The organism is Thioclava sp. 'Guangxiensis', assembly GCF_045348365.1.
GTDB lineage: Bacteria > Pseudomonadota > Alphaproteobacteria > Rhodobacterales > Rhodobacteraceae > Thioclava > Thioclava kandeliae.
In genome coordinates this window covers 2216367-2237328 of the sequence record NZ_CP155822.1, presented here as the reverse complement: position 1 = coordinate 2237328, position 20962 = coordinate 2216367, and the positions used below count along the sequence as shown (strand labels likewise).

Genomic DNA, 20962 nt, shown 5'->3' with positions numbered 1-20962 from the left:
GATTAGCTCCGCTTTGCGCCCGTCTCGAAAAAGGCTGCGCGCAATCCCGAGATCCAGAAGATAAGAAAGGCGATGAAGGTCAGCGCACTGATCACATTCGCCTGATGACCCATGCCAATAAAGCCAGTGACCAGCCCGCGCAAGAGAAGGAGCGGTGCCGAGGCAAGAAGTGCCCAGAAGAGGGCGATCCTCGAGCCATAGCCCGTGCCCTGCCCGCCCAGGAGTTTTGCCACGCCCTGTGCGACAAGCGCCACCAGATAGAGGATGGGCGCCGCCAGCAGCAGCCCCAACGCCTGCCCCAGCATCAGCGCCGGAAGCGGCACTTGCGGGTTATGGAAGGCAAAGCGCGACAGTCCGGGCCATTGCGCGATAAACACGAGGATCAGCGCCGAAAGCAGGAAGGTCAGCGCACGCGGTTCGGAGGCCGCATGAGACAGATGATCGCGCACCACCTGACGGGGTGCGCGATAGGTTCTCAGGATATCCGTAAGCGCAGACATCGATCAGGAGGCGTGGCGTGCCAGCCAGCCCTCGAGACGCGACAATACATCGTCGCGCAGTGCCTCATCCTCGATCTCCTCGACAGCATCGGCCATGAAGCTCAGCACCAGCAGGTTCACGGCCGTGCCCTTCGGAACCCCGCGCGAGCGCAGGTAGAAGAGCGCTGTCTCGTCGATCGCGCCGGTGGTCGAGCCATGCGAGCAGGCCACGTCATCGGCATAGATCTCGAGTTCCGGCTTGGCGAGGAACTGGCTGTCGCCGTCCAGAAGCAGCGACTGGCTGATCTGGTAGCCATCGGTCTTCTGCGCGCCTTCCTTCACCAAGATCTTGCCCTGGAAGATGCCTTGCGCGCCGTTTTTCAGCACTTTCTTGAACACCTGACGGCTTTCGCCGTTCAGCGCGCCATGGGTGATGAAGACGGTGTCATCATGATGGAACGGCCCCTTTTGACCATCCCCCACAGCCGCACCGGCGACATGCGCCATCGCGTTATCACCCACGATATCGATCACGCATTCATTGCGCGTCAGCTGACCGTTGGAGGTCATGGTGAAGGACTTGAAGAGCGCCTCCTCCCCCACACGGGTGAAGATATGCGTGTTGGCCAAACGCTCCTGCGAGCGGCCCTGCACACGGATATGGTGGAATTTCGCCCCCTTGGCCACATCGACCTCGGTCACGATATTGAAGCGCGCCGCCGCTGCTCCGCTTTCGAGAAGCGTGATCTCGGCACCTTCCTCGAGTTTCACCACATGATGCAGGATCGCATCCGAGGTGGTGTCCTCGTGGAGATAGTCGATATGCACGGGCTTGGCGGCCTGACCGGTTACCTTGATCAGAAGACCATCCGTTGCCGCCGCCGTATTCAGCGCGGCATAGGGGCGGTCAACGGGTTTCTGGCCGTCGGCTTCCAGCTTGCCATAAAGCGATTGCGCCCAATGGATGTCTGCGGCATCGGCCTCTGCCAGACGCGAGATCTCGACGCCCGTATTGACCAGATCATCCGACAGGTCCTCGCTGAAGACGCCATCGACAAAGACCAGACGCACGCGTTCGAACGTGTCGAAATTTGCGCGCTCGTCCTTGGGGTTGAAGATCGCGGCCTCGGGCGCCTCGGGCGCGTTCAGCGCGGTCGGGTTGGTCCAGCGCCAGTATTCGTCACGGCGCCCCGGAAGGCCCATGGCCTTCAGACGTGCCAAAGCATCGGCACGGGCGGCTGCCGTGAACCCGCCCTTGGGCAGGTCCATCGCGGCCAGACGGGCGTCCAGAGCATCCGCTTTGAGCGCCAGATTGCGTTCTTTTGCGGTTGCCATTACGCCATCACCTCCGAGATCCCGTGCTCTTTCAGCAGGTCGGAATAGCCGTTCTTCTCGACTTCCAGCGCCAGCTCGGGGCCACCGGTCTTGATGATACGGCCCGCCGCCATGATATGCACGACATCGGGTTTGATATGGTCCAGAAGACGCTGGTAGTGGGTGATCACGAGGAAGGACCGGCCTTCCGAACGCAGCGCGTTCACGCCCTCAGACACCAACTTCATCGCGTCCACGTCCAGACCGGAATCGGTCTCGTCGAGGATGCACATCTTGGGCTCGAGCATCGCCATCTGCAGGATCTCGTTGCGCTTTTTCTCACCGCCCGAGAAACCCACATTGACCGGACGCTTAAGCATCTCGGCGTCGATCTTCAGCGATTTCGCCTTCTCACGCACGACCTTCAGGAATTCGCCTGCGGAATATTCGGCCTCGCCGCGCGCTTTACGCTGCGCGTTCACGGCAGTGCGTAGGAAGGTCATGTTCCCCACGCCCGGGATCTCGACCGGATATTGGAAGGCGAGGAACAGGCCTTCGGCGGCGCGCTCTTCGGGTTCCTGCTCCAGCAGGTCGTTGCCATCCAGCGTCGCCGAGCCCTCGGTGACCGCATAGCCGTCACGGCCCGACAGCACATAGGAGAGCGTCGATTTGCCCGAACCGTTCGGACCCATGATCGCATGGACCTTGCCGGTTTCGATGGTCAGGTTCACGCCCTTGAGGATCTTCTTGCCACCCTCTTCCAGTTCCGCGTGCAGGTTCTTGATCTCTAGCATAGTCTTTTTCCTGTTCAGTCGATGGTGACTGCCGTGCCGGAGGCCGACACCATCAACATCGAATCCGCGACGACCTCGTAATCGAGATCGACGCCAACGATTGCGTTTGCGCCCATGGCCAGAGCGCGCTCTTGAAGTTCTTTGAAGGCCACCTCCCGCGCATCGGCGAGCTTGGCCTCATAGGCGCCCGAACGGCCGCCCACGATATCCGTGATCTGGGCGAAGAAATCGCGCACAACATTAGCCCCCATGATCGCCTCGCCCACGACGATGCCGTGATAGCGGGTAATCTTATGGCCCTCGATATTGGCCGTGGTGGTGACAATCATGCGCGTTCTCCCCTGATATTAGCCAACCGAGCCTTCGAGCGAGATCGCCACCAGCGATTGCGCTTCCATGGCGAATTCCATCGGCAGGGCCTGCAGCACCTCGCGGCAGAATCCGTTCACCACCAGAGCGACCGCCTCTTCCTCGTCCATGCCACGGGCGCGGCAGTAGAACAGCTGGTCGTCATCGACCTTGGAGGTGGTGGCCTCGTGCTCGACGCGGCTCGTGTTATTCTTGACCTCGATATAGGGCACGGTATGCGCCCCGCATTCGGAGCCGATCAGCAGGCTGTCACATTGCGTATAGTTGCGCGAATTGGCCGCCTTCGGGTGCATCGACACAAGACCACGATAGGTGTTCTGCGCCTTGCCAGCCGAGATGCCCTTGGACACGATCCGCGAGCGCGTGTTTTTTCCGAGATGGATCATCTTGGTGCCGGTATCGGCCTGCTGGTAGTTATTGGCGATCGCGATCGAGTAGAACTCGCCCGAGGATTCCTCGCCGCGCAGGATGCAGGACGGGTATTTCCAGGTGATCGCGGAGCCGGTTTCAACCTGCGTCCACATGACCTTGGCGCGATCACCACGGCAATCGGCGCGCTTGGTCACGAAGTTATAGATACCGCCACGGCCCTCTTCGTCGCCCGGGAACCAGTTCTGCACGGTCGAATATTTGACCTCGGCATCTTCCTCGATCACGATCTCGACCACAGCCGCGTGCAGCTGGGCAGTATCGCGTTTAGGGGCGGTGCAGCCCTCGAGATAGGACACATAGGACCCTTTATCCGCGATGATCAGCGTCCGTTCGAACTGCCCCGTGTTTTCCGCGTTGATGCGGAAATAGGTCGACAGCTCCATCGGGCAGCGAACCCCCGGCGGGATATAGACGAACGACCCATCCGAGAAGACGGCCGAGTTGAGCGTAGCGTAGTAGTTATCGGTCTGCGGCACGACCGAGCCGATATATTTCTTCACCAGCTCGGGGTGTTCCTTGATCGCTTCCGAGATCGAGCAGAAAATCACGCCCGCTTCGCGCAGCTTCTCCTTGAAGGTGGTGCCCACAGACACGGAGTCGAAGACCGCATCCACGGCAACCTGACGCTTGTTCGGATCGTAGTCTTCGGCACCTTCCACACCCGCGAGGATCATTTGTTCCTTCAGCGGGATGCCGAGTTTCTCATAGGTCGCCAGCAGCTTCGGATCGACCTCGTCGAGCGATTTCGGCTTGGTTTCCATCGACTTCGGACGCGCGTAATAATACTGGTCCTGAAAATCGATTTCCGGCACGTTGAGAAGCGCCCAATCGGGTTCTTCCATCTCTTTCCAGCGCGCGAAGGCCTGAAGACGCCATTCGGTCATCCATTCGGGCTCTTCGTTCTTCTCGGAGATCAGGCGGACGATATCTTCGTTGACGCCCTTGGGGGCGTATTCCATCTCGATCTCAGTATTCCAGCCGTATTTATACGACTCCATGTTCTGGACCGCTTCAACCGTCTCGCGGTCGACGCCTTCGCGGATTTGCAACTCGTCTGCCACGTGTCATTCCCTATAGCTCTGGTCACGTCCGGCGCGACCGTTTCCCGAAGTCCGCAGGATCGTCAGCCGATCCACCGGACGTTTTATAATTATGCGCGAAGCTTCTCACCGTGCTTGCGTCGCGCTTTGGCCCAGGCCTCCACGAAGCGGTCGATTGCCTCGTGCGTGATCCCCGGCCCGAGCGAGAGGCGCATCGCACATCCCGCCAGATCCTCGCCCCACCCCATAGCGCGCAATACGCCCGAGGCCCGGACCTTACCCGATGAACAGGCCGATCCGGCAGAAACCGCAAACCCCGCAAGATCCATCCGCATCACCTGTGTCTCGCCTTTCCAAGCAGGACTGATGACCGAAAGAGTGTTGGGCAATAGCGCCGGAGCCTCTCCTGCCGCCGTGCCTGCGGGGGCTACGTCATAGCCCGGAAAATAGACATCTTCGACGGCCTCTGCCAGTGCCTTTTTTAGAATATTTCTAAATTCGGCCACTTCTTCCCAGACGCCATTGGCCAGATCCCTCATCGCGGCCTCGGATGCAGCAGAAAATCCGGCGATACCGATCAGATTTTCTGTTCCTGCGCGGCGACCCATTTCCTGACCGCCGCCTTTGAGCGCCGAAGACAGATCGGTGCCCTGTTTCAGCACAACAGCACCTATGCCTTTCGGGCCGCCCAGCTTATGCGCCGAGATCAATCCGCAGGTAGCCCCCATCCAGTTGAAAGCCAGAGGGATCTTCCCGAAACCCTGCGTCAGATCGGTGGACCACAGCCCCTCGGGCAAGGTCTGGATCACGCCGGTTTCGGAATTGGCGATTTGCAGGCTGCTGCGTTGAGGGGTCGCAACCGTCACACGGCCATAGCCATCGACCGGACGATCGGGGTCACACCAAGCGGTTACGGCATCATGTTCGATCGCGGCACAATGGATGTCGCGCCCCGCATGGACCAGCGCCGAGGCCTCGGTCGTGCCGGAGGTGAACACGATATCCTGCCCGTCCGCACCGATGGCCGAGGCGATCTGCGCACGGCATTTCTCCATAAGGGATTTCGCCGCGCGGCCCTCCATATGCACCGAGGATGGATTGCCCACGATGTCCATGGCCTCGATCATCGCGGCCTTCGCCTCGGCGCGAAGTGGCGTGGTTGCGTTCCAGTCGAGATAGAGCCGTTGCATCTGATCGTATCCTTCCCCTCCGAACGCCCTTTATCCGGCAGGACGCGGTCTCGCGTCGGGACATAGGCGCAGACTGCCCAAAAGACAATAACCCGAGCGATAGACTCAGGTTACGCGTTTAGTGCACAGAACCGCCAGACTGTCAGTCGTCCACCACCGAGAAGAGCGACGGCACGGCGGGGCAAGGCTTCAGGCCGTTGCCGATCACATCTTGCAGCGTAGTCTGGTGCAGGAAAACGAAGACCTGCGCCGAAAGGCTTTCCCACAGGCGGTTCGACATCGATTGCGCCCGCGTGCCGGATTTGCCGCCAGAGGCACCCGCACCCACATGCATGGCCGAAACCTTCTCGTCCACCGCCTCGAAAATCTCGCTCACGCGGATCTCCGCTGCCGGCCGCGCCAGCTGGTAGCCGCCGCCCGGACCGCGCACCGATTGCACAAGCCCCGCCCGGCGCAGGCGCACGAAGATCTGCTCGAGATAGGCCAGCGAGATATCCTCGGCTTCCGAAAGCTGGGACAGAGAGACCCGACCATTGGCGCCCGACAAAGCCAGAGACGACAATGCCACCATTGCATAACGCCCTTTGGTCGATAGTTTCATGCAGCTTCCTCCAGCTTTTTTCGTGAGCCCGCAGCCGCAGACCCGTTCATGAGACACGACCCTATCACAGGGCGCGCCGAATCGCGGCAAATTTACGCGAAGTTTGCCGGATGTCACCCGCCAATCGAGGGCAAAAACCGCAAGAACCATTGACCTTGCGCCCCGCTCCCCTTACTTCGGTTCCACCCGTAGATCCGGCATTGTGCCGGGATGGCCCTGCCTAAGGGAGATGCAGGTTGCGCGTCAAGCGCTGCCCTCTTCCCGGATAGTGCCCTTGCAAGAGCAGACGAGAACCGATGCCCGAAGTCATATTCCCCGGCCCTGAAGGTCGCCTAGAAGGCCGCTACCACCCGCAGGCCGCCCCTGACGCGCCGATTGCCATTGTCCTGCATCCCGATCCGCAATTCGGCGGCACGATGAACAACCGCGTCGTCTACAACCTGCATTACGCCTTCCACAAGCTGGGCTTCACCGTTCTGCGTTTCAACTTCCGCGGCGTCGGCCGTAGCCAGGGCGAATACGACCAGGGCATCGGCGAGCTGTCGGATGCCGCCTCGGCGCTCGATTACCTGCAATCGCAGAACCCAAATTCCAAGCATTGCTGGGTTGCGGGCTTCAGCTTCGGTGCCTGGATCGGCATGCAGCTGCTGATGCGCCGCCCTGAGATCACCGGCTTTGTCTCGGTGGCCCCGCCCGCGAATATGTATGATTTCAGCTTCCTCGCGCCCTGCCCCTCCTCGGGTCTGATCATCAATGGCACCGCCGACCGCGTGGCGCCGCCGAAAGACACCGCGACTCTGGTTGGCAAGCTTGGCGAGCAGAAGGGCATCACCGTCACCCATGAAGAGATCGCAGGTGCCGATCACTTCTTCAAGGATGACGAGGCGCATATGAAGCCGATGATCGATACGGTCCAGTCCTATGTGAAGCGCCGCCTGACGGAGAATACCCGCTAATGGCGCTGATCGAAGATCTGGCCGAAAAGCTGGCCTTCGATTGCATGCAGGCCCAGAAGGAGATCGGCCCCGCGGCCGATCGCCTCTATCAGGAGGTCGCCGCCCATATCGGCACCTCCTCACCTTCTCTCGAGGAAGCCTTCCTCACCGCCTGCCGCCTACATATGGCGGCCCTGCGCGGCGACGAGTTCCTCGCGCGCCGGATCAAGGCGCTCAAAGACGCAGGCTGACCCCTCGACGTGCTGTGCGGTCGGGCGCGTTGTGCAGCCCTGCGCGTGCCTAGGCTCTGGTCACTTCATCGCAAACCCGTTACGCCTAGACCGAGAGCTGGCTTAGCACCGGCCCCGGCACCCCCATACCCTCTGCGGTATGCCGGCTGATCTCGGCGCAGTCCGGGGTGCCCTTCCTGTCCGCCGGGACGAAAGGAACAGGCTCATGACCCAGACCGCAGACACCGCCTCCACCCAACGGCTCGACCGGCAACTGGCCTTTCTGGCCGAGGCCGAGAAGCTGAAAGGTGTTGTCCGCGCGACCCCTGTCATGGATGATTCCCGTTTCGAGAATTCCGCCGAGCATAGCTGGTCGCTGGCCCTCTGGGCGCTGGTGATGGCCGATCAGGCCGCCCCCGAGGTGGATCCCGTGCGTGCGATCAAGATGCTGCTGCTGCATGATATCGTGGAGATCGATGTGGGTGATGTGCCGATCCACTCGGCGGGCGGCAAGGCCCATGACAGCGCCGAGATCGCCGCGGCAGAAGATCGCGCAGCGGAGCGTATCTTCGGCCTCCTGCCTGCAGATATGGCCGAGGATTTCCTTGCCACATGGCGCGAATTCGAGGCCAATGAGACACCGACGGCGATCTATGCCAAATCGCTCGACCGTGCGCAGCCGGTGATGCTGAATCTGCAATCAGGTGGCGGATCATGGCGCGAATACAAGGTCACATGGACCCAGCTCGAAGACCGCGTGGGCTGCAAGATCAACCGCGGCATTCCCGGTGTCTGGGAAGCGATCAAAGCCCGCATCTTCCCGTGGTTCCAGGATAACCGCCGCGTCTGACCGCTCTGCCGCCTGCTTCTCCCCGGAAGCAGGTTATTTTTTAGCCGACGCCATTTCGAAACCTTATCTTTGCACTCGCCCGCTATTGATCGGCCTATCGCAGGACGCCCTTGCGCGGCATGCTCGTGCCAGACTGCGGCTTTTTGTGAATACCGTCGTATACTACTGCATACAAACTCTGGTCATCACGGGATTTTTGCGCTAGATGAAGCCTGTCCCGACTCAAATATAGCCTAGGAAGGGGTTCATATGTCCAAGATCAAGGTAGAGAATCCGATCGTCGAACTCGACGGCGACGAGATGACCCGGATCATCTGGGATTTCATCAAGAAGAAACTGATCGAACCCTACCTGGATGTCGATCTGCTGTATTACGACCTCGGCATCGAGGAGCGTGACCGCACCGATGACCAGATCACCATCGATGCCGCCAATAAAATCAAAGAGGTGGGCGTTGGCGTGAAATGCGCAACCATCACCCCTGACGAGGCGCGCGTCGAGGAATTCGGCCTCAAGAAAATGTGGAAATCGCCCAATGGCACGATCCGCAACATTCTGGGCGGCGTGGTGTTCCGCCAGCCGATCATCTGCCGCAATGTGCCGCGCCTTGTGCCGGGCTGGACCGACCCGATCGTGGTGGGCCGCCATGCTTTCGGCGACCAGTATAAAGCGACCGATTTCACCTTCCCGGGCAAGGGTCAGCTGACGATGAAATATGTCGGCGATGATGGCACCGTGATCGAGAAGGTCGTCTATGATGCGCCCTCGGCAGGCGTTTATCAGGCGATGTATAACCTCGACAGCTCGATCTACGATTTCGCGCGGGCATCGTTCAACTACGGTCTGTCGCTCAACTGGCCGGTCTATCTGTCGACCAAGAATACCATCCTGAAAGCCTATGACGGCCGCTTCAAGGATATCTTCGCAGAAGTCTACGCCAATGAATTCGAAGAAGAATTCAAGAAGCGCAAGATCTGGTACGAACACCGTCTGATCGACGACATGGTGGCATCGGCCATGAAATGGTCGGGCAAGTTCGTCTGGGCCTGCAAGAACTACGATGGCGACGTGCAATCGGACACCGTGGCACAGGGCTTCGGCTCGCTGGGCCTGATGACCTCGCAACTGATGACGCCGGACGGGAAGATCGTCGAGGCAGAAGCCGCCCACGGCACCGTAACGCGCCACTACCGCCAGCACCAGCGCGGCGAGCAGACCTCGACCAACTCCATCGCCTCGATCTACGCTTGGACCGGCGGCCTGAAGCACCGCGCGAAACTCGACAATAACGCGCAGCTGATGACCTTCGCCGAGACGCTCGAGCGTGTGGTTGTGGAAACCGTCGAGTCGGGCTTCATGACGAAAGACCTCGCCCTGCTGGTCGGTCCCGACCAGAAATGGCTCACCACGATGGGCTTCCTCGAGAAAGTCGACGAGAACCTGAACAAAGCGTTCTGATCCAGCTAAAAAGGCCGGGCATCACGCCCGGCCTTTTTCATGACACAACCTGCAACTGTCAGGCAGCGATAAGTTGCAGATCGTGCCAGTAGTGGCGCATCTCGTTCAGGGCTTCACGGTCCTGACGGCGGGCAAGGAAGCGCAGATAGAGCTGGCTCGGTCCCTCGAAATAGATCACGAAAATCATGATCCGGAGCGCCTCGCGCATATCTTCGCTCAGGTCCTCCCACTGCGGCACAGGCCCCCGCAAATTCACCCCTTGCTCCTCCAGAACCGTCAGAAGCGCGTAATGGCGCAAATAACGCTCTTCCTGTTCGATCTGGATGATCCCGTGCCACGCAAGCGCCCGCTGCGCCTGTGCAAACCTGTGCCTCGTCACGCGGTCCACCAAGGCGAGACGAAACTGGACAATCGTAAATGCAACCGTAAGACAACACATCAATATACCAAGGCAAAACACTGATAAGTCAGACATTAATTCCCCCAGTCACCACTTAATGATTTATTTACTAAAATTAACGCATGGCGAAAATGTGGCACAAAGCAGGATCTGTCAGGGCAGTGCATGGAAAATCTTGCGCCTGACGCAGGCTGCGCTACAGCATATACCATGACCTCTATGACCAATCCCTCCCATACCCCCCTCGATGACGCTCAGGGCATTGCCTATGGCGGGATCGTTGCCGGTTTTGGCCTGCTGATCCTGACCTCGCTGGGCTTCGTAACGGGGCAAACCGCCGGTATGGCGGTGCTGATCTCCTATGCTACCGGATGGTCCTTCGGGGCCGTCTTCTTCCTCATCAATATCCCCTTTTACTGGCTGGGCTGGAAACGTATCGGTCCGGCTTTCGTGTGGAAATCTCTGGCGGCGGTCACGCTGCTGTCGCTGACCACGGCGGTCCTTCCCCATTATGTCCATTTCGACCTTCTGCATCCGGCGGCGGGCGCGATCCTGTTCGGTCTGATCACAGGCTCGGCACTGCTGGCATTGTTCCGGCACGGATCGAGCCTTGGCGGCATCGGGATCGTGGCGCTCTACCTGCAAGACAAGACCGGCTTGCGCGCGGGCTGGACCCAGATGGGGTTCGATGTGGCCGTCTTCGCACTGGCGCTGACGCTGCGCGATCTGGAGACCGTGGCATGGTCCTTCCTTGGCGCTGTCGTGATGAATATGGTGATCGGCATCAACCACCGGCGCGATCGTTATGTCGCGACCTGATGATTTATTAAGCATCCTCAGATAATCTGTCAGGGCCGCCGCGAGCGGCCTTGATTTTTACGCGGATCGGCGCATAATTAGGTCATGTGTGCTGACATTAATGCCGATCTCAAACTGCGTTGCCCCCCGCCGACCGGACGCCGCAAACGTTTGGTTGCTCGCAAGGGCGCACGCCATCCTGATGAAAAACATTATACCCGCTTCGAGGATATCCAGGGGCTGCTGGTGGCCTGCGCGCAGGCCGCGCTTGGCATCCACCTCCTGCGTGCGGCGGGTCTGATGACCGGGGGCACGGCGGGGCTTGCCCTCCTGCTGACCTATATCGCGAAGGATCACGGGCTGGGTCTGACCTTCGGGATGATCTTCTTTGCCATCAACATCCCCTTCTATGCCTTCGCCTACAAGGCGCGGGGTGTGAGCTTCTGCATCAAGAGCCTTGCGTCGGTGACTCTGGTCTCGCTGATGGCGGAGGCACTCAAGCCCTTCCTGCATGTGGACCAGATCCACCCTGCCGTTGCGGGACTTCTCTTCGGGGTGAGCGCGGGTGTCGGGCTGCTGGGGCTATTCCGCCATTCGGGCTCTCTGGGGGGCGTGTCGATCGTGGCGCTGGTGCTGCAGGACCGGTTCGGCTTCAAGGCGGGCTGGACGCAGACCATTCATGACCTGTGCCTGTTCGTGATCGCGCTTTTCGTTCTGCCATGGAGCGCGGTTGCATGGTCGCTTCTGGGCGCCGTGGTCCTCAATGCGGTGATCGCCTTCAATCACCGGCGGGACTGGTATGTTGTCACCTGATCTGTCAGGGTCGGGCCAATAACCATTTCCTGTGAAGCCGGAGCGTTCCCCAGATGAAAACCTATGGTCTGTTGCTGCTGGCCGTATTATTCGAAGTCTTCGGAACGTCCTGTTTACAGGCCAGCCAGCAATTCTCGCGGCTCTGGCCCTCGCTCGGGGTGCTCGCGGGTTTTGCGGGCGCCTTCTTCCTTTTGACACAGGTGCTCAAAACCCTCCCCCTCGGGCTGACCTATGCGCTCTGGTCCGGCATCGGCATCGTGCTGACCAGCATCATCGGCCTCGTGATCTTCAAACAGCGGCTGGATTTTGCAGCGATTTGCGGCATCGGATTGATCATTGCAGGAGTTCTGGTGATCAATCTCCTGTCTAAATCGGCGGTTCATTGACTTGAGGGCTGGATTGACCGGCCCAAATGGACTATGCGCAGGGGCAATCCTCCCTAGCAGGCAAGATTTCTTATGGAACTTCGCAATATCGCGATCATCGCGCACGTTGACCACGGCAAGACAACCCTGGTCGACCAGCTTCTGAAACAATCCGGTGCATTCCGCGAAAACCAGGCCGTTGCAGAACGCGCCATGGACAGCAACGACATCGAACGCGAGCGCGGGATCACCATTCTCGCCAAGGCGACCTCGGTCGAGTGGGAAGGCACCCGCATCAATATCGTCGACACGCCCGGTCACGCCGATTTCGGTGGCGAGGTGGAGCGAATCCTGTCGATGGTCGACGGTGTCTGCCTTCTGGTCGACGCGGCCGAAGGCCCGATGCCGCAAACCAAATTCGTGACCTCGAAGGCCCTCGCCCTCGGTCTGAAGCCGATCGTGGTGCTCAACAAAGTCGACAAGCCGGCCGCCGATCCGGACCGCGCGCTTGACGAGGTCTTCGATCTCTTCGCCAACCTCGGCGCGTCCGAAGAGCAGCTCGACTTCCCCCATGTCTACGCTTCCGGTATCGGCGGCTGGGCCGATGACGAGCTGGACGGGCCGCGCAAAGACCTGAGCGCGCTGTTCAACCTGATCGTGAAGCATGTCGAGGCCCCCAAGCAGGTTGCCAAAAAAGACGAGCCCTTCGCGATGCTGGCCACCACGCTGGCCGCCGATAACTTCATCGGCCGCATCCTGACCGGCCGTATCGAATCCGGCACGCTGAAAGTGGGCGACAGCCTCAAGGCGCTCTCGCGCAAGGGCGACAAGATCGAGCAGTTCCGCTGCACCAAGATCCTCGCCTTCCGCGGCCTGAGCCAGCAGCCGATCGACGAAGCCGTGGCCGGTGATATCGTTACCGTCGCGGGCATGACCAAAGCCACTGTGGCCGACACGCTCTGCGCGCTGGAAGTCGACGAGGCGATCCAGGCCAAGCCGATCGACCCGCCGACCATCTCGGTGACCTTCGGCATCAATGACAGCCCGCTTGCAGGCAAGGACGGCTCCAAGGTCCAGTCGCGCGTCATTCGTGACCGCCTGATGAAAGAGGCCGAGACCAATGTCGCGATCCGCGTCGAGGACACCCCCGGTGGCGAGGCCTTTGTGGTATCGGGCCGTGGCGAACTCCAGATGGGCGTTCTGATCGAGAATATGCGCCGCGAAGGGTTCGAGCTGTCGATCTCGCGTCCGAAGGTCATCTTCCGCGAGGAAGACGGCGTGCGCATGGAGCCGGTCGAAGAAGTCATCATCGACGTGGATGACGAATATTCCGGCGTCGTGATCGAGAAGCTGACCGGCTACCGTAAAGGCGAACTGGTCGAGATGCGTCCTGCCGAAGGTGGCAAGACCCGCATTGTAGCCCACGTTCCCTCGCGCGGGATGATCGGCTATCAGGGCGAGTTCCTGACCGATACCCGTGGCTCGGGCGTGCTCAACCGCCTGTTCCACAGCTGGACCCCCTATAAGGGCGCCATCGAAGGCCGCCGTCAGGGTGTGTTGATCTCGATGGAAAACGGCACCTCGGTGGCATACGCCCTGTGGAACCTCGAAGAACGCGGCAAGCTGTTCATCGGTGCGCAGGAAGCGGTCTATACCGGCATGATCATCGGCGAGCATTCGCGTGATAATGATCTGGAAGTGAACCCGCTGAAGGGCAAGAAGCTGACCAACGTTCGTGCCTCGGGCACCGACGAAGCCGTCCGCCTCACCCCGCCGGTGCGGATGTCGCTCGAAGAGGCAATTGCCTATATCGATGATGACGAGCTGGTCGAAGTGACGCCGAAAGCGATCCGTCTGCGCAAGGTCCATCTGGATCCCCATGAGCGTAAGCGCGCCTCGCGCGAATCCTGATCGGGATTCTAGCGACTGTTTGAGGAAGGGGGGCTCTCTGCCCCCCTTTTTCGTCTGCGCCGAAAAATTCTCCCCGAGGATATTTGGGGACGCTGGAAACGACAAAAGGCGCGCGGGAAGACCCTGCGCGCCTTTTACATCCGGTTATGGGACGCTTACCGGAAAAGGATCAGGGCGCCCTCGTTCCAGGCGATACGCGCGCGGGTTCCAACCTCGAGAACAGGACGGCCGAAGACATTGCGCATCGAGAGACGGATGGTCTGCTCGACCCCGTCGAGGCGCACATCATAATAGGTCATATCACCGTAATAGACGACTTCCTCGATGGTGCCCGGAGCCTCGCGGCCCGACGCTGTCTGGCCATCGAAGAGAACGGTCATGGTTTCGGGGCGGAAGCCAACGGAGACCTGCCCGTCATGGGCAAACGAGACCTGATCGGGCGCCAGCATACAGGTGCCAAGCCCTGCCACCACTGTTTTGAGCTGGCCATTCTCCTCCGTCTCGAGATGGGCGGGCAGGAAATTCATCGCGCCGATGAATTCGGCGACGCGGCGGGATTTGGGGCGGCGATAGAGTTCTTCGGGATCGTCGAGCTGGGCGATCTCGCCTTCGAACATCACTGCGATCCGGTCGGACATGACGAGGGCTTCTTCCTGGTCATGGGTGACGAGGACGAAGGTGATGCCCAGCTCGCGCTGCAGTTTGATCAGCTCGACCTGCATCTGTTCGCGAATCTTGCGATCAAGCGCGGACATGGGCTCATCGAGGAGCAGCACCTTGGGTTTGAGGATCAGGGCACGCGCTAGTGCCACCCGCTGGCGCTGACCGCCCGAGAGCGCGTGAGCGGCCCGTTTTCCATAGCCCTTGAGCCCCACCATGGCGAGCGCTTCCTCGACCAGCCTCGCTTTTTCGAGCTTGGTGCGCGGATCGCGACGCAGCCCGAAAGCCACATTCTCGGCAACCGTCAGATGCGGGAAGATCGCATAGGACTGGAACACCATATTGGTGGGCCGACGGTTGGCGGGCACATCGCCCATATCCTTGGCATCGATCATCACCACGCCCGAAGAGATATCCTCGAAGCCTGCGATGGTGCGCAGGAGCGTGGTCTTGCCGCAGCCCGATGGCCCCAGAAGCGAGAAGAACTCGCCTTCGCGGATGGTCGCATTGATGCCGCGCAGCGCATGGTAATCGCCATAGTATTTCTGGACATCGCGGAACTCGATCATCGGTTTCGCATCGGATTTCAACTTGTTCACAGGAAACCTCCCTGATCCTTGCCACCGGTCTTGGCGATCCCGCGGCGTCGGAAATATTCGGCAATGGTCAGCAGCACGATGGAGGCCGCCACGAGACAGGTGCCGAGCGCCAGAATGACGGGCACCGATTTCGGGAAGCGGAGCTGCGAGAAGATATAGGTGGGCAGAGTGGGCTCGTTACCCGCGAGGAAGAAGGCGATGATGAACTCGTCCATCGAGATGGTGAAGCTGATCAGCATGGAGGAGATGATGCCGGGGAGCACGAGGGGCAATGTCACCAGACGGAAGGTGGACCATCTGCTCTCGCCCAGATCATAGGCGGCTTCCTCATAGGAGGGGTCGAGCGAGGAGAAGGCGGTGGAGAGGATCGTTACCGCATAGGGGGTGGCAATCAGCACATGGCCGAAGATCACGGTCAGGATCGAGAGTTTCACCCCCATCCCCAGAAGCACGATCAGGAGCGAGCCGCCGATCATGATCTCGGGCAGCACAAGCGGCAGCATGATGAAGCCCATCACGGGGCCCTTGCCGCGGAACTTGTAGCGGGTGGTGGCGCGGGCGGCAAAGAGCCCCAGCACCGTCGACAGCACCGCCGTCGACAGCCCGATGACCAGCGAATTCGAGAGCGCGCGGCGCAGCGTGTCATTGGCGGCCATATCGCTGAACCATTGCGTGGTGAAGCCGGTCAGCGGAAAGGCCACGATGGTGCCGTTATTGAAGGCAAAGACCGGCAGCAGCACGATGGGCGCATAGAGAAAGACGAGATAGAGGATCGTATAGAGTTTCAGCCCCGAGACTTTCATTTGGGACCTCGCAGATATTTCCGGTTTGCCAGAACGAAGGCCGCGGCAATCAGCGCCACGACCGCCATGGCCGAGATGGTGATCGCGGAGCCCATCGGCTTGTTATCGAGAGGCAGCATCTGGGCCTGGATGAGATTGGCCACCATCGGAAGCTTCCCCCCCCCGATGAGTTCGGGCGCTACATAATCGCCGATAACGGGGATGAAGACCACCAGCACGGCCCCCACGACGCCGGGCATGGCCAGCGGCAGGGTGATGCGGCGGAAGCTGTTGAAATAGCCCTCGCCCAGATCGCGACCGGCCTCCAGCAGCGAGCGGTCGATCTTTTCGAGCGCCACGAAGATCGGCAGGATGGCGAAAGGCGCATAGGCATGGGCCAAGGCTACGGCGATGGCGGGCACGGTGCCCATCATACGGAACGGATCCTCGAAAAGCCGCCCGTCCCCCATCAGACCCAGCATCTCGAGGCCTGAATTGATCACACCATTATAGCCGATGATGACTTTCCACGCGAAAATCCGGATCAGATAGGAGGTCCAGAACGGAATGGTGATCAGGAAGAGCCAGAAACTCTTGCGCGCGGGCGAGACGTGGAACGAGATGAAATAGGCGATCGGGAACGCTGTGCAAACGGTCAACGCGGTCACGATGAGCGCCACGATGATCGAGCGCAACAGGATCGCACGGAAGATCGGATCCTTCCAGACCGCGATATAGTTCTGCAACGTGAACTCGTGGATGATCGTCAGATAGCCGTCCTTGAAGAAGGAATAGGCAAAGATGGTCAGCAAGGGTGCTGCCAGCATAACCAGCGCATAGATCAGGACGGGGCTGAGGGTGGTATACCCTTGCGCCGTTTCGCTTCGTCGCCATGAGGATGCCGCCATCTCTCCCTCCTGCTGTCTGACGCATTCTAGAGGTGACAAAAGCACAGCAATTGGGCGGATGAAAGGGACAGAGCAGTATTTTGCGCCCGATCCGACAGCAAGCGATTAAATATTAAACACCTAGACAGGTATCTCGTTCGGCTGGCTTTGCAGGATTCCCGTTAGTCGCCCCAAGGCCTGACACATCATATTCTCGGTTACGCCACCGGCCAGTGCGATCCGCACTGCATTGGGCGCATGCCCGTCCTGCAGGACATATTCATCGGCCGAACGCAACAAAACCCCTTCTGCCTCTGCCATACGCACGAAGGTGGAACCGCGCCATCCCAAGGGAAGCCGAAGCCAAAGGAAGGAAAGACCCTCCTGCCACGAGATCTCGTAACCGCCCAATATATTGATCGCGAGCTTGAGCCGCCGGTCCATCTCGGCCTGCGCGGCAAGCCGCAGGCGCAGGGCCTCGCCCGAGTTCAGCAGACGGGTCACAATGTCGGTCACAGGACGCGGAAGACCGAAATAGCTGTGCTGCGCCGTCAGACGCCCTGCCTCGCCCATGCCTTCGGGCGCCACAACGATCCCGAACCGCATGCCCGCCGAGATCGTTTTCGAAAGCGAGGTCACATACCATGCGCGTTCGGGCGCTATGGCACGAAATGCAGGAAGATCGTTGACTGGCGCGGTATAGCAATCATCCTCGACGATCTGCAGGTTATGACGGCGCGCCACCTCGACGATCTCGAGACGCCGTTTGGTGCTCATCCGCACAGCCGTCGGATTTTGCGCATCCGGCGTGATAAAGACGAGCTGCCCGTTATACCGGCGCGCGGCCCGGTCCAGCGCCTCGGGAATCATCCCCTCCTCGTCCAGCGCGATCGGCTGGATCTCGGCACGATGGAGACGCACGGCATGGCGGAAACCGGGATAGGCCAGCTCTTCGGCAAAGACCACCGGCCTGTCACCGCGGAGACAGCATTGCAGCACCAGTGACAGCCCGTTCTGCCCGCCAAGTGTCAGCACGATATTCTCTGGCTGGGCCAGCGGACGCACACTGCAGCCTGCCGGAAACCAGTTAACCACGGCCTCGCGGCAATATTCATCGCGCCGCAAGCCGGGATATTTGAGATACTGATCATCCACCTCTCTTGCCGCCTCGGCCATGGCCTTGGCCAGTGCCGCGACCTGCCCGACATCGGGCAAAATGGGCGAGCGGAAATCGACAATGCCTTCACTATGTTCGTAGGACATGAGTGGATAGACTGATTCTGTTGGCCCCAGACGTCCTGATTGTATCGATACAAAAGTCCCGCGTCCGACCTCAGCCTGTAACAACCCTTCCTGCGTGGCGATCTGATAGCCTCGCGCAACGGTTCCAGGCGTCACACCAAGCCGCCAAGCCAGATCCCGCACCGTTGGTAACTTCTGTCCAGGCAATAACTTTCCTGCACGAATTCCCTCTCGCAATGCCCGAACGAGCGCGAGATATTTCGGCCCTTTCTGATTGGAAAGTTCGGGCTTCCATTGCGTGGTCTGATCGTCCATCCGGCCCTCTTGTAACCGATACAATATATTTCTGGCGGCAGATACAAAGCGTATTGTATCCTTTTTATATCGGAAACCAAAGATTGTATCAATACAAAACGCTCAGGTGCATCATGCAAAGCCTACCTCTCTTCAGACAGCACGCAAAATCGAATGCGAAACCGTCGATCATGAAGCTGGTCACACTCTGGGCGTTCCGTATCCGCACCCGTCGCAACCTCGCGACGCTGCCTGATTATATTTTGAAAGATATTGGCCTTACGGCAGAAGACGCGCAGCAGGAAGCCCAACGCCCCTTCTGGCACTGATGGCACCACCGACCCCAATCCCCAGTAGATGCGGCAACCCCTGTCGGCACTACTGAACTGGCCGAGCAATAACGCTCGGCCTTTTTTTAATGCATTACATCAAGAAACAACTCTAGACGACTGCTGGATCATCATAATTTCAATCCGGTCATCCTCGGCCAAAAGCCCGGTATTGAGATGGGTAGGTCGGAAACTCTCGAGCCAGAGCCCGTCGCAATGGATGAACTGAACCCCCTCGAACAATAGCTGTACAAGGTGGCAGCATGGCGCAGACACCGGCTCGAATTCGATCTCGGTCTTGCTTTCCATAAGAGACACTACATCCGACCCGCCTGTGGCATAGCGTTGATGCTGCATCAATTCGACCGGCTTGTCGGGTAGACCTGCCACCAGCCTTCCCGCAGGGATCTGTTTGGGCCGCAATGCCGGAATCAGCCCCAGAATTTTCCAGTCCAGATGCCGGTGACCAACCCATTTGACGGGCTGCATACCGTTGGAACGGGTCAGCACCAGATCCCCCCGAACAATCTCGTCGGCGCGCAACACGCCCCGCGCGGTCACAACTTGCGTCGAAGCGGTCAGTCCAGTGGCCAAGGCGCAAAGTTCGCGATAGCAGCCCGACAGTGGCGCCTCTTCACCCTCGAACGCGAAAGAGACAGCGCCCTGCTGCTCCTCATAATCCGCAAAGGCGTAGCGCACCTCGCAAGCCCCTGCCAATCCCGAGATCACAAAGCCTGGTCGCCCTCCGCTTTCGGGGTGAACCACGTCTGGGGCATTGGACAGGAGATGGGGCATTGTTGTTCAACCGTTCGGCAAGCGCCAAGGATACAGGCAGTCACCGATCACTATGCAAAATGGGCCTTAATAAATATTGAAGCTGCCCCGGCAAAACCGAGGCAGCTTTGGTGTTCCGGTTTCGCGGAAGATCAGGCGTTGAACAGAAGGGTCGCTTCGTGACGACGCAGGCTCCGGCGCGCGGCCGTGAAATTTGGCTGCGTCGGATCATTGGCCAGCTCGGGGAAGAGCGCGAAGATCTCGCGCTTCTGCGCCACCCCCATCGAGCTGAGCGTCACCTCGCCCGGCTGGAAGCTTTCCGTCCATGCCCCGTCGACCAGCGCGATCTCGTGGCGCTCGCACATGAAATGGATATAGCTCACCTGCGGGACCGCCATCGTCATAACCCCCGGCATTCCCACCAGATATTTGGCAGCCACCAGCACCTCGTATTCCTCGAAATAGAGCTGCGCGCGCTTGCCGGTCAGCAGCATCCGGTGATTGGGCGAGACGCACATATCCCGCTCGGGCAGACCGTTCCCCAAAGCCCCGGCCTGAATGAGGATCGGCGCATGATCCGGGTTGCGGCGCAGCGCTTCCCCGCCCAGATCACATTGACCGGCCCATGCGATCTCCTGCACACCATTGTCGCGGGTCAGGATCTTGTCGCCAGCCCGCAGCCGTTCGACCGCGATTTCACCGGTCGGCGTTGCAATCAGCGAACCGGGCGTGAAGCAGGGAACGACGTTTTCGATATCGCAATAGCTGACAGTGATGCAGCTCTTGGTCTCGCAATTGTAGAACTTCAGAACGCCGGATTCTTTCCATCCGCCACAGGGCTCCTCGGTCTGAAGTGTATAGCCGGCCTTAAGGAGTGCGCCATAATAAAGGGTGTCGTTGTCGTCCCCCCTCGAGCCGCCATCGACATAGATCGTCCCCGAGTGATCGCCCGTAACATAGATCGAATCCGCGTCACTGCCGCCGTTCAGCGTGTCACCGACACTGCCGATCAGCGTATCATTGCCGCGCCCACCCCAGAGAACATCGCGCCCTGCCCCGCCATCAAGCAGGTCATCACCATCCGCCCCGTAAAGAAGGTCGTTGCCACCTAAACCGGTAATCGTGTCATCGCAGCTATCGGAACCGATCAGGATATCGTTGCATTCGGTCCCGGTGATCGGCTCGCAATGTCCATCCTTGTCGCATCCGTTTTCGTCGCGACCGTCGCGGTTATAGCCGTCACAGTCATAACCGTTTTTGTCATAACCGTCGCAATCATAGCCTTCGCGGTCATAACCGTCTTTGTCATAGCCACTGCGGTTATATCCATCGCAGTCATAGCCATCCTTGTTATAACCGTCTTTATCGTAACCGTTTTTATCGTAAAAAATACCGGAAAGGCTAAAGGTCATACCC

The 20962-nt window shown here is 59.7% G+C and carries 23 protein-coding genes and 1 pseudogene; 9 read left to right on the top strand and 15 right to left on the bottom strand.

Translation table 11 applies throughout. The features are described 5' to 3' along the window. Window positions 1–2: 2 nt before the first annotated feature. The 7 genes from ABEB22_RS11080 to ABEB22_RS11050 all read right to left on the bottom strand — a co-directional run bounded on the left by ABEB22_RS11080 (window position 3) and on the right by ABEB22_RS11050 (window position 6219). The gene (locus tag ABEB22_RS11080) at window positions 3–500 is read right to left on the bottom strand and encodes a YIP1 family protein (protein WP_350936115.1); all 498 of its coding nucleotides are present in this window, start codon (window positions 498–500) and stop codon (window positions 3–5) included. A gap of 3 nt (window positions 501–503) precedes the next feature. Then, window positions 504–1814, bottom strand: a complete 1311-nt coding sequence (locus ABEB22_RS11075; RefSeq protein ID WP_406870293.1) for a SufB/SufD family protein — start codon at window positions 1812–1814, stop codon at window positions 504–506. Further along, on the bottom strand, window positions 1814–2587 hold the full coding sequence (gene sufC, locus ABEB22_RS11070) for a Fe-S cluster assembly ATPase SufC (protein ID WP_339112821.1): 774 nt from the start codon (window positions 2585–2587) through the stop codon (window positions 1814–1816). Before sufC ends, ABEB22_RS11075 begins: the two co-directional genes overlap by 1 nt. A gap of 14 nt (window positions 2588–2601) precedes the next feature. Then, window positions 2602–2916 (bottom strand): heavy metal-binding domain-containing protein, encoded by a 315-nt coding sequence (locus ABEB22_RS11065; RefSeq protein WP_339112822.1) that lies wholly within the window; start codon window positions 2914–2916, stop codon window positions 2602–2604. Between the two features lie 18 nt (window positions 2917–2934). After that, window positions 2935–4449: a Fe-S cluster assembly protein SufB gene (sufB, locus tag ABEB22_RS11060; protein ID WP_339112823.1), complete on the bottom strand. Its 1515-nt coding sequence runs from the start codon at window positions 4447–4449 to the stop codon at window positions 2935–2937. Window positions 4450–4538: 89 nt separating this feature from the next. Continuing rightward, complete coding sequence (locus ABEB22_RS11055) at window positions 4539–5618, bottom strand: cysteine desulfurase family protein (RefSeq protein WP_406870292.1); 1080 nt, start codon at window positions 5616–5618, stop codon at window positions 4539–4541. 142 nt (window positions 5619–5760) lie between these two features. After that, complete coding sequence (locus tag ABEB22_RS11050) at window positions 5761–6219, bottom strand: Rrf2 family transcriptional regulator (RefSeq protein WP_339112825.1); 459 nt, start codon at window positions 6217–6219, stop codon at window positions 5761–5763. 296 nt (window positions 6220–6515) lie between these two features. Between ABEB22_RS11050 and ABEB22_RS11045 the strand changes: the two genes are divergently transcribed. The 4 genes from ABEB22_RS11045 (at window position 6516) to ABEB22_RS11030 (ending at window position 9692) form a co-directional block, all read left to right on the top strand. Further along, complete coding sequence (locus tag ABEB22_RS11045; protein WP_339112826.1) at window positions 6516–7175, top strand: alpha/beta hydrolase; 660 nt, start codon at window positions 6516–6518, stop codon at window positions 7173–7175. Beyond that, window positions 7175–7405: a hypothetical protein gene (locus tag ABEB22_RS11040; RefSeq protein ID WP_339112827.1), complete on the top strand. Its 231-nt coding sequence runs from the start codon at window positions 7175–7177 to the stop codon at window positions 7403–7405. Before ABEB22_RS11045 ends, ABEB22_RS11040 begins: the two co-directional genes overlap by 1 nt. A gap of 205 nt (window positions 7406–7610) precedes the next feature. Beyond that, window positions 7611–8234 carry an HD family hydrolase gene (locus tag ABEB22_RS11035; RefSeq protein WP_406870291.1) on the top strand — a complete coding sequence of 208 codons (624 nt, stop codon included), beginning with the start codon at window positions 7611–7613 and terminating at the stop codon, window positions 8232–8234. A gap of 249 nt (window positions 8235–8483) precedes the next feature. Further along, entirely contained in the window at window positions 8484–9692 is a 1209-nt protein-coding gene (locus ABEB22_RS11030) for an NADP-dependent isocitrate dehydrogenase (RefSeq protein ID WP_339112829.1), read from the top strand. 58 nt (window positions 9693–9750) lie between these two features. Here ABEB22_RS11030 and ABEB22_RS11025 read toward each other — a convergent pair whose 3' ends face one another. Beyond that, entirely contained in the window at window positions 9751–10071 is a 321-nt protein-coding gene (locus ABEB22_RS11025) for a hypothetical protein (protein WP_339112830.1), read from the bottom strand. A gap of 240 nt (window positions 10072–10311) precedes the next feature. Here ABEB22_RS11025 and ABEB22_RS11020 point away from each other — a divergent pair, with 240 nt between their 5' ends. The 4 genes from ABEB22_RS11020 (at window position 10312) to typA (ending at window position 13979) form a co-directional block, all read left to right on the top strand. Further along, window positions 10312–10911 carry a YitT family protein gene (locus ABEB22_RS11020; RefSeq protein WP_339114516.1) on the top strand — a complete coding sequence of 200 codons (600 nt, stop codon included), beginning with the start codon at window positions 10312–10314 and terminating at the stop codon, window positions 10909–10911. An 84-nt stretch (window positions 10912–10995) separates the two neighbouring features. Continuing rightward, window positions 10996–11703, top strand: a complete 708-nt coding sequence (locus ABEB22_RS11015) for a YitT family protein (protein ID WP_339112831.1) — start codon at window positions 10996–10998, stop codon at window positions 11701–11703. Between the two features lie 53 nt (window positions 11704–11756). Beyond that, window positions 11757–12089, top strand: a complete 333-nt coding sequence (locus ABEB22_RS11010; RefSeq protein ID WP_339112832.1) for an SMR family transporter — start codon at window positions 11757–11759, stop codon at window positions 12087–12089. Between the two features lie 72 nt (window positions 12090–12161). Beyond that, the gene (gene typA, locus ABEB22_RS11005; protein WP_339112833.1) at window positions 12162–13979 is read left to right on the top strand and encodes a translational GTPase TypA; all 1818 of its coding nucleotides are present in this window, start codon (window positions 12162–12164) and stop codon (window positions 13977–13979) included. 155 nt (window positions 13980–14134) lie between these two features. Here typA and ABEB22_RS11000 read toward each other — a convergent pair whose 3' ends face one another. The 5 genes and pseudogenes from ABEB22_RS11000 to ABEB22_RS10980 all read right to left on the bottom strand — a co-directional run. Then, on the bottom strand, window positions 14135–15229 hold the full coding sequence (locus ABEB22_RS11000; protein ID WP_406871146.1) for an ABC transporter ATP-binding protein: 1095 nt from the start codon (window positions 15227–15229) through the stop codon (window positions 14135–14137). A gap of 5 nt (window positions 15230–15234) precedes the next feature. Next, window positions 15235–16041: an ABC transporter permease gene (locus tag ABEB22_RS10995; protein ID WP_406870290.1), complete on the bottom strand. Its 807-nt coding sequence runs from the start codon at window positions 16039–16041 to the stop codon at window positions 15235–15237. After that, window positions 16038–16928, bottom strand: a complete 891-nt coding sequence (locus ABEB22_RS10990; RefSeq protein ID WP_339112835.1) for an ABC transporter permease — start codon at window positions 16926–16928, stop codon at window positions 16038–16040. Before ABEB22_RS10990 ends, ABEB22_RS10995 begins: the two co-directional genes overlap by 4 nt. 120 nt (window positions 16929–17048) lie before the next feature. Continuing rightward, the gene (locus ABEB22_RS10985) at window positions 17049–18170 is read right to left on the bottom strand and encodes a PLP-dependent aminotransferase family protein (RefSeq protein WP_339114518.1); all 1122 of its coding nucleotides are present in this window, start codon (window positions 18168–18170) and stop codon (window positions 17049–17051) included. 60 nt (window positions 18171–18230) lie between these two features. Further along, window positions 18231–18464, bottom strand: a pseudogene (locus ABEB22_RS10980) (GntR family transcriptional regulator); the annotation flags it as partial. Between the two features lie 170 nt (window positions 18465–18634). Here ABEB22_RS10980 and ABEB22_RS10975 point away from each other — a divergent pair. Continuing rightward, window positions 18635–18772: a DUF1127 domain-containing protein gene (locus tag ABEB22_RS10975; RefSeq protein WP_339112836.1), complete on the top strand. Its 138-nt coding sequence runs from the start codon at window positions 18635–18637 to the stop codon at window positions 18770–18772. 99 nt (window positions 18773–18871) lie between these two features. Here the strand turns inward: ABEB22_RS10975 and ABEB22_RS10970 are convergent, their stop codons facing one another. Beyond that, the gene (locus tag ABEB22_RS10970; RefSeq protein WP_406870289.1) at window positions 18872–19567 is read right to left on the bottom strand and encodes a Hint domain-containing protein; all 696 of its coding nucleotides are present in this window, start codon (window positions 19565–19567) and stop codon (window positions 18872–18874) included. A 131-nt stretch (window positions 19568–19698) separates the two neighbouring features. Next, complete coding sequence (locus tag ABEB22_RS10965; protein WP_350936140.1) at window positions 19699–20958, bottom strand: Hint domain-containing protein; 1260 nt, start codon at window positions 20956–20958, stop codon at window positions 19699–19701. Window positions 20959–20962: the final 4 nt, after the last annotated feature.